The following is an 11,256-nucleotide window of genomic DNA, read 5'->3' as shown; positions in this document are numbered from 1 at the left end:
CGCTGCCTCAGCCGTTGGCCGGGGCCCCGAGGATTGCACGGCGACCGCGCAGTTCCATGACAGCGAACCCGAGGGTCGCGAACGCCAGCGGCACGAGGTAGTAGCAGGCGCGGTAGGCGAGCAGGGCGGCGATCAGGCGCGGCGCCGGCACCGCGTGGCCGAGCATCGCGATGAATACGGCTTCCAGCACGCCGATGCCCGAGGGAATGTGGACCAGCGCGGTGGCGACCGACGCCAGCAGCAGCGCCGTCAGCACCGCCGCATACCCGGCCTGCGGCAGGAAGGTCGCGACCACCGCGCCCATCAGTGACCAGTTCGCGACCGACAGCGCGATCTGCAGTAGTGCCAGGCGCAGGCTCGGGAAGCGGAAATGGTGCCCGCGCGCATGGAAGATCCGCCCGTGCGTGGCGCGGCAGGCCAGCAGGTACGCCACGCCGAGCGCGAGCATCACGCCACCGAGCACGCGCAACACCGTGGCATCGCCCAGGCCATGCATGGCGAGCGCCGGCGGCAGCGACACCTGTCCGCTCGCGAGCAACGTCCCGGCCAGCACGAGGTAGCCGATCCAGTTGGTCGCCGCGGAAAACACGATCACGCGCGTGACCTTGCCGAGCGGTACGCCGTCCTTCGCGTACATCCGCAAGCGGAAACCGGCGCCGCCGAGCAGGGCGCCGATGTTCAGCGCGAACGCGTACGCCACCGCGGCGATCGCGAGCACGCGGCGCGCGGGCAGGTCGTGCTGCGCATAGGCGCGGCCGGCGAGGTCGTAGCCACCGTAGACGAGATAGCTCGCGGCGGTGAGCGCCAGCCCGATGGCGAGCGTCGACGGCTGCAGCGCGCGCAACGCCGCCCACACTTCGTGCCACGCGATGCCGCGCGCCGCGCGCACCAGCAGCACCGCGACCAGCACGAGGAACGCGGCGAACAGCACGTGCCGCAACCGCCGCCATGCGGGATGTCGCACGCGCTTCATGCCGTCTGTTCCGCGCTGAGGATCTGCTTGCGCGGCGTGTGCGCCGGCAGCAGGCCGGCCCAGCGCGGGAAGCGCCGCAGCACGTGGAAGAGCACCGGCCGCGCCATCGCGTGCCACCAGCGGCGCGGCCCGAGCTGCGTGCGCTCGATCGCGTGGCACTGGCGCTGGCGCAGCGCGTCGAGGCTGGCGCGCAACGCCTGCACGAAGGCGCGGTCGCGCACGAAGATGTTGGCCTCCAGGTTCAGCGACAGGCTCAAGGGATCCAGGTTGCTCGAACCGATCGTCGCCCAGTCGTCGTCGATGATCGCGACCTTGCCGTGGTAGGGACGCTCGCAGTATTCGACGATCTCCACCTGCGCCGACAACAGGTGCCGGTACAGCGTGCGCGTGGCGGGATGCGCGATGGGCGTGTCGGATTCGGCGGCGACGATCAGGCACACGCGCACGCCGCGCTTCGCCGCGCGCCGCAATTCGCGCAGGAACCCGAAGCCGGGGAAGAAGTACGCGTTGGCGATGATGATCTCGCGCTGCGCGTTGGCGATCGCGCGGCGGTATTCGCGCTCGATGCCGCGTCGCCGATGGCGGTTGTCGCGCAGCGCGAACAGCACCGACGCCGTGCCGGCGGTGTCGCGCGAGACCTCGGCCGGATGGCGCCACGCTTCGCCGGTGCCGTCGCCCGCCGCCGCGGCGCGCGCGAAGCTGAGCAGGTCGCCGACGATCGGACCTTCGAGTTCGACCGAGTAATCCTGTTTCGCCTCCGGCCCGGAACCGGCGAGGTGGTCCACCGAGAAATTGATGCCGCCGATGAAGGCGCGCATGCCATCCACGATCAGCAACTTGCGGTGCAGGCGGCGGAACACGTTGACGCGGATGCCGAGCCAGCCCGGGTGCGGATCGAACACGTGCACGCGCACGCCGGCGGCGACGAGCTCGGACAGGAATTCCGGCGTGAACGACGGCGAGCCGTAGCCATCGATCGTGAGGTCCACGCGCACGCCGCGGTTGGCGGCCTGGATCAGCGCGCGTTGCAGGTCGCGGCCCACCTGGTCTTCGAACAGGATGAAGGTTTCGAGCAGCACTTCGCGCTGCGCGCCGGCGATGGCGGCGAACGCGGCGGGGAAGAACTGTTCGCCGTTCTCCAGCAGCGTGATGCGATTGCCATCGCGCCACGGGCCCGGCGTGCGCGGATGGCGCCACGGCAGCGGCGGCACGTGCGGGCTCACCACTGCACCTCCACGGCGAGCGGGGCGTGGTCGGACAAGTGCGACCACGGGCGCGCCGACAACACGCGCGGCGCATGCGCTTCGACGTTGCGCACGTAGATGCGATCCACCGGCAGCAGCGGGAGGCGGGCGGGGAAGGTGCGCGCGACGCGGCCGTTCGCCGCTTCGAACACTTCGCGCAGGCCGCAGGCTTTCACCAGCGCATGGCCGCGCACGCGCCAGTCGTTGAAGTCGCCCGCGATCACCAACGGCGCGTCGGCGGGGATCTCGTCGTGCACCACGGCGGACAGCAGCCGCAACTGTTCGCGGCGATGCGATTCGCGCAGGCCCAGGTGCACGCAGATGGCGTGCAGCACGGGGCTGCCCGGAATCGCGATCTCCGCGTGCAGCAGGCCGCGCTCTTCGTGTCCCTGGATGGAGACGTCGCGGTTGCGATGCGCCGCGATCGGGTGCTTCGAAAGCAAGGCGTTGCCGTGGTGCCCGTGCGGATAGACCGCATTGCGCCCGTAGGCGGCGTGGGGCCAGAGCGTGTCGGCGAGGAAGTCGTACTGCGTGGCCGCGGGCCAGGCCGCGTGCCTCTTCGCATGCCGCGCGTTCTCGCCCATGACTTCCTGGAGGAAGACGAGGTCGGCCGACACGCTGCGCACGGCCTCGCGCAGCTCGTGCAGGACGAAGCGCCGGTTGAGCAGGTCGAAGCCCATGTGGGCGTTGAGGGTGAGGACCGTGAGGGTCGGCATGGGGCCATTGTCGGTGGCCGACCGTGAGGAGCGCATTCAGGCAGCCCTTTGGCGCGGGCGCGCCAAAGCGCTCCCAAAGTTTGCTGCGCAAACTTCGGGCCCCAGCCCTGTACACCCACATTCCCCCGCGCTGTCGCGCCGCCCCCTTTGACTCAAAGGGGGCTCTCTATCAATGAGCAGCGACGAAACTGGTCCTTTCGTAAATTCTGTTGCGCAAGCAAAGCGCCAGCGATTGACGCACCAGTAGCGATGCTCTGCTTCCCCAACCCGAAGCCGCGGCCAGCAACGTATCGGTGAGGCGCACCGCACGCCGAGCCAATCCCGCCCAGCCGCCCATGGATGGGCGGCGCCGTTGCTCGCAGCCAGGGATGGCGAGGTAGCGGAGCGGGATTGGCTGGGCGTGCAGTGCGCCGTCCGTCCGAGTGCAGCTGTTCGCCAGCAACACAGAGATTCGGTGCAAGGCGCTACTCCCACGCAGCGTCGCAACGTTCCGGTCGCGAAGCGCTTCGACGTGATGAGGGCAATAGGTCCTTGAAGTGCGCCATGGATGGCGCACGGCCGGTGCCTGGAGCAGGGATAGCGGAACGCGCCGGGCAAGGACCTATTGCCCTCATCGCGGCGGAGCGCCGGGCCGGAGGAGGTTGAACCCACTAGCCGAACAGATCGTGCTGGGCGGCCAGGCGGTCGGCGTCGACGAAACCCGAGAGGCCCACCCCCACCAGGCGATAGCGGGTGCGCGAGGGCAGGTCGACCCGCTCGCGCAACGCGCAGGCGATTTCGGCCACTTCGGTGACCGACGTCGGCGGCTCCGGCGGCGTCAGGCTGCGCGTCAGGGTCCGGAAGTCCCCGGTCTTGAGCTTGAGGACCACCGTGCGCGCGATGCGGCCCTGCGGCGTCGCGCGTTCCTTTTCGTAGCCGGCCCACGCTTTCTCCGCGAGGCGGCGGATGTGGGGTTCGAGTTCGCTCAACCGCAGGTCGCTTTCGAACGTGTCTTCCGCGCTGATCTGCATCGTCGGGCGTTCGGGTTGCACGGGGTGGTCGTCGATGCCGTGCGCGAGTTCGTGCAGACGGCGTCCCCAGCGACCGAAGCGTTGTTCGAGCGCGGCGCCGCCCAGTGCGCGCAGGTCCGCGACGGTGGCGACGCCGAGTTCCGCGAGCTTGCCTTCCATCACCTTGCCGACGCCGGGCAAGCGCCCGACGGGCAACGGCGCGAGGAACGCTTCCACCTGGTGCGGGCGGACGACGAACAGGCCATCGGGCTTGTTCCAGTCCGACGCGATCTTCGCGACGAACTTGTTGGGTGCCACGCCCGCCGAGGCGGTGAGGTGCGTCTCTTCGCGGATCGCGGCGCGGATGGCCTGCGCGGTGGCGGTGGCGCTGGGCAGGCCGGTGAAGGTGTGGGTGACGTCGAGGTAGGCCTCGTCGAGCGAGAGCGGTTCGATCAGGTCGGTGTGCCGGGCGAAGATTTCGCGCACCTGCTTCGAGACGGCCTTGTAGCGCACGAAGTCCGGCGGCACGAACACTGCCTGCGGGCAGAGGCGTTCGGCGCGCACCGCGGGCATCGCCGAGCGCACGCCGAAGGTGCGCGCTTCGTAACTCGCGGCGCACACCACCGACCGCGCGCCGCGCCAAGCGACGACCACGGGCCGGCCGCGCAGCGCCGGGTCGTCGCGCTGCTCCACCGACGCGTAGAACGCGTCCATGTCGACGTGCAGGATCTTGCGCGGGGTGTCGTTCACCGCCAGAACGGCAGGACTTCGTACGCGGCGTCCCGCTTCATCGGCTTGAGGGGATCCACGCGCTGCGAGTCTTCGTCGCGGATGCGCTGCGCGCGGGTGATGCGCAGTTCGTGCCGACCCGGCGCGAGCCCGCGGACGTCGATCATCGCCACGACCGCAGGACGGTCGGTGCGCGCGTCTTCGCCGAGTTCGAAGGCCACCGGCTGGCGCGTGCCATCGACGAACACGCCGCGCACGTGGCTGGCGTAGCACGCGAGCGGATCGGCGTTGGCGCCGCACGCGCGGCGCATCGCGGGGCCATCGCGATCGGGTTCCCACGGAATCACCAGCTCGACGTACGGCCCGGTGACCACCGCCGACTGGATGTACGGTGCGACGCGGCTGCGCATCGGATCGCGGCGGTCGTCGTAATGCGCTGCATCCAGCTGCCGCGTGTGCAGGGCATCGGCATCTGGATAGCCTTCGTAGCTGCCCAGCGCATCGGGCTCGCGCGCGAGGTAATAGCTGGTGCTCGCCGCGAATACGGCCAGCATGAAGACGCCGACGATCATCAGGATCGTGCGCCGCCGCCCGCGATGGCTCGACAGCAACGCGAGCGCGGGGTTGTTGGCCATGCCGATGCCGAAGCGCGTGTAGCCGCGCAGCACCGCGCGCAGCCCGCGTGCCGTGAGCCCGTTCGGTGCGAGCTGGTCGCCGAACCGGCGATCGAACAGCATCGCCACGCCGTACGGCACCATCACCACGGCGGCGCTCCAGGCGATCCAGTTGGTGTTGACCGAGTAGTGCAGGCGCGTCTCCAGGATCCACGCCGCCCCCAACATCACCGCCACCACCAGCGTGATCATGCACAGGATGGAGGCGAGCACCACGCCGAGCGCGAACACCATCGTGGCGCGGTTGTCGGCGCGGTCGATCGCATCCTCCATGCGCCCCAGGCGCTGCGCTTCGATTTCGCGCGCGTTGGGCCCGAGCTGGAAGTTGTTCCAGTCCACGCCCCTGGGATAGATCGACAGCATGCCGACCAGCGCGATCCAGCGCGCCCGCAGCAGCAGGTGGATGACGAACGTCGCTGCGAGGATCAGCGCCGCGCTCTTGGCATAGATGTAGACCAGCCACAGCAGCTTGGCCCAGCGATCGATGAAGCGGGGCGCGGACTCCAGGATCATGCGGTCGAGCAGATCCGGCAGTTGCAGCATCGCGAACACGGCGACGCCGGAAATCAGCAACTCGACTTCCCAGGTCGGCGTGGTGTGGCGCGGCAACTGGTCGCTTTCCTGCGTGCTCATTCCATCCCCCGGAAACGCTGCGCGCAGGCTGGCAAAACGCGCTGCCGCATGCAAGGTGCAAGCGGCATGCACCGGGCGTTCGCACGCAAGGGCAGGGCGGGTTTGCCCCCGGGCGCAATGGTGCGCGCCGCGCATGCATGGTTTCCTGCCCGCGCCTGCCCCTCCTCCGTGGATCCCCGGGCGCAGGCAGGGAGTCGAGGACGCAGCCTTGAGGGCAACAGCCCGGGTCCGTCGGCTGGCGCGGTGTTTCTACCTCTCCCCTGAGGCGCCAGCGGCTCCCTTCTTTCCACGGCTCGCCGTGGAAAGAAATCGGATGGTTGCTCGGTAGGGTGCAAAAAAGAGGGCCGCTCGCGCGGCCCTCCCTTTCCTTTGGTTTGCGACGACCGAACGTCAGTTCGGCGGCGGAAGCGCCGGTGCGAAGGAATACGGGCACGGCTTGGAACGGATCACCGTGGCGGCGTTGTTGAGGTTCACCAGCCAGGTGTTCAGTTGCGTCTGCACGGCCCGGTTCGGATCGCCGACCGGGGTGAGGCCATCGATGCCCAGTGCGTCGTTCGCATCGGTCTGCAACTGCGCGATCGTGGCGCCGGCGGGGGCATAGAAGTTGGTGTTGACCATGTAGCCCGCTTCGATGTTGAGCCGCAGGATCGCCAGGTTGCGCGACAGCGAGTACGCCATGTTGGTCGTGCTCGTGCTGTTCAACCACGTCGTCAGGTTGGTCCAGTTGTCGGCCTGCGGCAGCGCGGTGTTGAGCGTGAAGTCCGCCCCCGCGGCCGTCTTGAGGTTCAGCGCGTTGAGCACGTTGAACTCGGGGTTCATCGAACCACCGTCGTTGACCTTGGTCTGGCCGCTCGTGGTGACCCACCAGCTCTTCGCCTTGCCGCCGCTCTTGCACGTGCAGTAGTTGCCGAAGATGACTTCGGTCGTGTCGCCCACCACGAGGGTGAGGCCCGTGACCGGGTTTTCCGGCGAGCTTGCCGTCGGCACGCCATTGACCATCGACGTCGTCTGCGACCACGTGCCGCCCGCGGTGCCTTCGGTCACCATGTACGGGTTGTCGGCGGTGTCCAGGCCCAGGAAGTTGGTCAGGCCATCCGGCGATTCGGTGAGCTGCGTGGCATCGAAGCCGTTGCCGCTCTGCGCGCGCATCGCCCAGCCGAACAGCGGCTGCTCGTCCGAATCCCACACGCCGTTGCCGTTGAAGTCGTAGAACTTGTAGACGGTGAGGTCGGCCAGTTCCGGTTCGACGGCGGGCTGCTTGACGTGGAAGTTGTCCGTCTTCGTGTCGCTCGGGCGGAACGTGTTGCCGTTGGCGATGTAATCGGACTTGCGGGTGATCCAGGCCTTGTAGACGCCGCCGTTGTTGGGCGTGTCGTCGAAGGGCGCCATCTGCACGCGCACGCCGCCGCAATCGCCGGCGACGGTGACGTGGTCGGTGGCCGACGTGATGACGCCCGCCACCACGGTGAACTCGCGGTGGCTGATGTCGTCGCTGCTCAGGAGCACGGTGCCGGAAGGATTGGTGATCTGGTAGACGTACGTGCCGTCGTCCACCCCGGCGGCGGCACAATTGCTCTTCGGTCCACCATTGAGATAGACGTCGGCCTTGCTTTCGTACTGGTTGACGTTGACGTTGCCTGCTACATCGGAAGTGAAGATCGCACCGTGGATGGCGGCGGCGGAAACGACGCCGCCGGACAGGGCCGCGACGAGCGCGACGGCGAGGGTAGCCGCGCGCAGGCGCGTGGCGGGGGTGGGAGTCGAGTACATGCGTTGTATCCCCTGTGGGAAGGTCGGAGGGACGACTTCCGCTTCATCCGCGCCCTGATCGCGGACTACCGCATGGGATTGAAGTCGCCACTCAGCCAACGCCGACGCGTCCGCGTGCAGGACACGCGACATTCGTGAATGCGTGACACCGCATGAATGTTTCAGCCGGCCAACTCTGCAGTACGCACATGCATCGCACTGAGATGCCGCAGCAGGCGCGACAGCGACACCACGTCCTGGTGGTTGTGCGCGAGCACGCGCCGCAGGTTCTGCGCGCTGCCGCCGCGCAGGAACGCCAACCACGCCGCGGGCGCTTCGGAACCGGGCAGGTCGTCCTCGCGCACGATGCGCAGCACCTGGCGTTCGATGGTGGCCAGGCGGCAGTTTTCGTACACGCCGCGATACGCACGGCGCGTCGGATACAGCAGGTCGACGTGCGCCAGTCCCGCGAGCGGATTGGTCTGCCGCGCCAGGCGATAGCGCGTGGCGAGCAGCGGCGCGTCGTAGCACTTGCCGTTGTAGCTGACCAGCAGCGTGTCGGGTGCTACCCACGTGCGGAAGGCATCGAGCATGGCCTGCTCGGCGGCCATCGTGCGCATCGTGAGCTGGCGGATGCGCAGCGCGCCGCCGTGCCAGTCCGCCGCGCCGATCATGAAGGCGCGCGTGCCGGTGCCACCGGCCAGGCCCGTGGTTTCGGTGTCGAAGAACAGCATGCGCGAGGCATCGAGCGCGTCCTTGCGATCGAAGACGCCGCAGAACGTGGCAGGCACCGCGTCGTCGGCCACCTGCACTTCGCGCAGGTGCAGGCCCGGTGCGATTTCGATGCCGGGCAACGCGCGATCGGTCGAGGGTGGACACAGCGGCGGCGACGGCGCGCGGATGCGCAGCAGTTGCCGCAGTTGTTCGATCGACGCCTGCGCGGGCCGCGGCGCGAACGTGGGCCGCGCGGGCGGGGCGGGAAGTGGTGCCGGTTCGCGTGGTGCGATCTCGCCACCGGCCTGGCGCTTGAGTCGCTGGAGTTTCTCGAGGGTGATGCTCACGCGGCCTCCAGGGCCTGCAGCACGCGCAACGCGAGCGCGCGCGGCGAATCGACGAGGGATTCCTGCAGTTCGAGCACCGGGCCCACGCACGCGGGGCAACCCGCCTTGCAGTCGCAACCTTCGACGAGCGTGCGCGCGTGCTGCACGAGGTCGCGCTGGCGGCGCCACAAGGGTTCGCTCTGGCCCACGCCGCCGGGATAGTTGTCGTAGAGGAACACCGTGGGCACGAAGCGATCGTGCACCTCGGGATCGGATTCGCCGCCGTCGGCGCTGCGCAGTTGCCCGCGCCCGCGGCCGTCGGTGGTGGCGAACCACGCGCCATCGCCGCTGCCCACCGCCTTCTGCAGGTCGGCCGCGTCCGCCATCACGGCCACCTTGGCGACCACGTGCAACGCATGCGCCGCACCGAGGAACCCATCCAGCGCGTCCTGCCGCGACGCGAACCGCGCATCCAGCGTCTCCTGCGCCAGCTGCCACCACAGCGCACTCGTGTGCATCTCGTGGTCGGGCAGCGTGACCGGGCCGTAGCCGATGTTCTCGTGCGTGTAGTAGCGGATCTTCTTGTAGCCCGCCACGCGCCGCACGACGTGCACTTCGCCGTGGTGGCACGTGCCCGCGCCCGCGATGCCGCCATCGAAGCGTTCGAGCACCTTGAGCTTGGTGTAGTCGATGGCGTCGGTGTAGTAGTCGACGTGCGTGCGCGTGACGTAGGCCTTGCGGCCTTCCCAGTCCAGGCGTTCCACCTGGTAAGGCGTGGACTGCACCATGTGGATCGCGCCTTCGTAGAGCATCAGGGGCGCGGACGCGTAGTCGACTTCCGCGATGATCACCTGGCGCCCGTCGGTGCGATCCACCACCACGAAGTTGCCGTCGGCCACCGAGCGGAGGCTCACCGCGTTGGCCGGATAACTGTCGGCGATCCATTCCCAGCGGCCGCCTTCGGCGTGCACCACGCCGTCCTGCGCGAGAAGCTCCAGGTACACCTGCGGATCGACGGGGCCGAAGCGTTCGTTCTCGAGGAACGGCAGTTCGAACGCGGCGCAGCGGATGTGGTCGAGCAGGATCACCGGCTGGTCCGGCGCGATGCGCGCCTGTTCGGGCGACGCCGCCGAGAAGAATTCCGGATGGCGCACGACGTACTGGTCGAGCGGATCGGAGCTGGCGACCAGCACGCCGACCGACGCCTGCTGCCGGCGCCCGGCGCGGCCGAAGCGCTGCCACGTCGCGGCGACCGAGCCCGGATAGCCGTTGAGCACCACGACGTCCAGGCTGCCGATGTCGACGCCCAGTTCCAGCGCGGACGTCGACACGATGCCGTCGATGCGGCCTTCGCGCATCGCGCGTTCCGCTTCGCGCCGCTCGGTGGGCAGGTAGCCGCCGCGATACGCGCGGATGCGCGCGGGCTTGCGGGGATCGTGGTCGAAGACATCCTTCAGGTACTTGGTGAGCACCTCGACCATCGTGCGCGACTGCGCGAACACCAGCGTCTTCAATCCCGACCGGATCGCCGTGCGCGCGATCTTGTTGCTCTGCGAGCGCGCGGAGGCGCGCAGGCCGAGGTCCGGATTGACCACGGGCGGATTCCACAGCAGCACGTGCTTCTCGCCGGAGGGCGCGCCGGAATCGGTGATCGCGGTGACGTCGGCTTCGAGCAGCGCTTCGGCGTGGTCCTGCGGGTTGCCGATGGTCGCCGAGCACAGGATGAAGGTGGGCGAGGCGCCATAGAACGCGCACACGCGCTTCAACCGCCGCAGCACGTTGGCCAGGTGCGAGCCGAACACGCCGCGATAGCTGTGGATCTCGTCGATCACCACGTACTGCAGGCCTTCGAAGAACTGCGCCCACTTGGTGTGGTGCGGCAGGATCCCCTGGTGGAGCATGTCCGGGTTGCTGACCACGATGTCGCCGTTGAGGCGGATGGCCTGGCGCTGGTCGCCGGGCGTGTCGCCGTCGAAGGTGGCCGTGCGCAGGCCGAGGTCGCCGGCGCGATTGAGTTCGATCAGCTCCGCCACCTGGTCCTGCGCGAGCGCCTTGGTCGGGAACAGGTACAGCGCCTTGGCCTGCTGCGTCATCGCCGCCGCCACGACCGGCAGCGTGTAGCACAGGCTCTTGCCCGACGCGGTGGGCGTGGCGACGACGATGTGCTCGCCGCGTTGCGTGGCGTCCCATGCGGCGCGCTGGTGCGCGTAGAGCTGCGACAGGCCGCGGGCGCGCAGGGCGGTCGCGAGTTTTTCCGGCAGCGCGTCCGGGAAGTCCGCGTAACGTCCTTCGCGCGCCGGCATCACGAAGTGCCCGGTGATCAGTGCCGCGTGCTTGCCGGCCAGGCGCGTGGCGAGCAGGCCGCCGTCGCGGATGCGCGGTGCGGGCGGGGCGGGGGGATCGAACAGCGTGAGCGCGGACATCGGCGGTCTCCTTGCGACGGCCGCCATTGGGGGCCATGCAGGTCTCACGCGATGAGATCGCAACACGGGATGCCGTAAGCTCGGGC

The 11,256-nt window shown here is 69.0% G+C and carries 8 protein-coding genes; all 8 read right to left on the bottom strand.

Features of this window, described 5'->3' with window-relative positions; translation table 11 throughout:
* Positions 1 to 7 precede the first annotated feature (7 nt).
* The 8 genes from LYSHEL_RS15785 to LYSHEL_RS15750 all read right to left on the bottom strand — a co-directional run bounded on the left by LYSHEL_RS15785 (position 8) and on the right by LYSHEL_RS15750 (position 11,170).
* A complete protein-coding gene (locus tag LYSHEL_RS15785; protein WP_213434991.1) occupies positions 8 to 973 on the bottom strand; it encodes a lysylphosphatidylglycerol synthase domain-containing protein in 966 nt (321 codons plus the stop codon).
* Positions 970 to 2,196, bottom strand: coding sequence for a cardiolipin synthase ClsB (gene clsB / locus LYSHEL_RS15780; RefSeq protein WP_244858585.1), 1,227 nt, complete (start codon positions 2,194 to 2,196; stop codon positions 970 to 972). The genes LYSHEL_RS15785 and clsB overlap by 4 nt, the downstream gene beginning before the upstream one ends.
* A complete protein-coding gene (locus LYSHEL_RS15775; protein WP_213434990.1) occupies positions 2,193 to 2,933 on the bottom strand; it encodes an endonuclease/exonuclease/phosphatase family protein in 741 nt (246 codons plus the stop codon). Before LYSHEL_RS15775 ends, clsB begins: the two co-directional genes overlap by 4 nt.
* A 650-nt stretch (positions 2,934 to 3,583) precedes the next feature.
* Complete coding sequence (gene dinB / locus LYSHEL_RS15770) at positions 3,584 to 4,636, bottom strand: DNA polymerase IV (protein ID WP_244858769.1); 1,053 nt, start codon at positions 4,634 to 4,636, stop codon at positions 3,584 to 3,586.
* 32 nt (positions 4,637 to 4,668) lie between these two features.
* Positions 4,669 to 5,958 (bottom strand): hypothetical protein, encoded by a 1,290-nt coding sequence (locus tag LYSHEL_RS15765; RefSeq protein ID WP_213434988.1) that lies wholly within the window; start codon positions 5,956 to 5,958, stop codon positions 4,669 to 4,671.
* Positions 5,959 to 6,348: 390 nt separating this feature from the next.
* Positions 6,349 to 7,728 carry a hypothetical protein gene (locus LYSHEL_RS15760; protein WP_213434987.1) on the bottom strand — a complete coding sequence of 460 codons (1,380 nt, stop codon included), beginning with the start codon at positions 7,726 to 7,728 and terminating at the stop codon, positions 6,349 to 6,351.
* Between the two features lie 161 nt (positions 7,729 to 7,889).
* Complete coding sequence (locus LYSHEL_RS15755) at positions 7,890 to 8,768, bottom strand: ribonuclease H-like domain-containing protein (protein ID WP_213434986.1); 879 nt, start codon at positions 8,766 to 8,768, stop codon at positions 7,890 to 7,892.
* Positions 8,765 to 11,170, bottom strand: coding sequence for a DEAD/DEAH box helicase (locus tag LYSHEL_RS15750; protein WP_213434985.1), 2,406 nt, complete (start codon positions 11,168 to 11,170; stop codon positions 8,765 to 8,767). The genes LYSHEL_RS15755 and LYSHEL_RS15750 overlap by 4 nt, the downstream gene beginning before the upstream one ends.
* Between the last annotated feature and the right edge of the window lie 86 nt (positions 11,171 to 11,256).

The organism is Lysobacter helvus (assembly GCF_018406645.1).
In the GTDB taxonomy this organism is placed as follows: Bacteria; Pseudomonadota; Gammaproteobacteria; order Xanthomonadales; family Xanthomonadaceae; genus Noviluteimonas; species Noviluteimonas caseinilytica.
The sequence above is the reverse complement of the archived record's forward strand: the minus strand, read 5'-3'. Positions and strand labels throughout refer to the sequence as shown.

Coding starts and splice junctions, on each gene's coding strand:
- LYSHEL_RS15785 (WP_213434991.1), bottom strand. CDS start 973: ATGAAGCGCGTGCGACATCCCGCATGGCGGCGGTTGCGGCACGTGCTG.
- LYSHEL_RS15775 (WP_213434990.1), bottom strand. CDS start 2,933: ATGCCGACCCTCACGGTCCTCACCCTCAACGCCCACATGGGCTTCGAC.
- dinB (WP_244858769.1), bottom strand. CDS start 4,636: ATGGACGCGTTCTACGCGTCGGTGGAGCAGCGCGACGACCCGGCGCTG.
- LYSHEL_RS15765 (WP_213434988.1), bottom strand. CDS start 5,958: ATGAGCACGCAGGAAAGCGACCAGTTGCCGCGCCACACCACGCCGACC.
- LYSHEL_RS15760 (WP_213434987.1), bottom strand. CDS start 7,728: ATGTACTCGACTCCCACCCCCGCCACGCGCCTGCGCGCGGCTACCCTC.
- LYSHEL_RS15750 (WP_213434985.1), bottom strand. CDS start 11,170: ATGTCCGCGCTCACGCTGTTCGATCCCCCCGCCCCGCCCGCACCGCGC.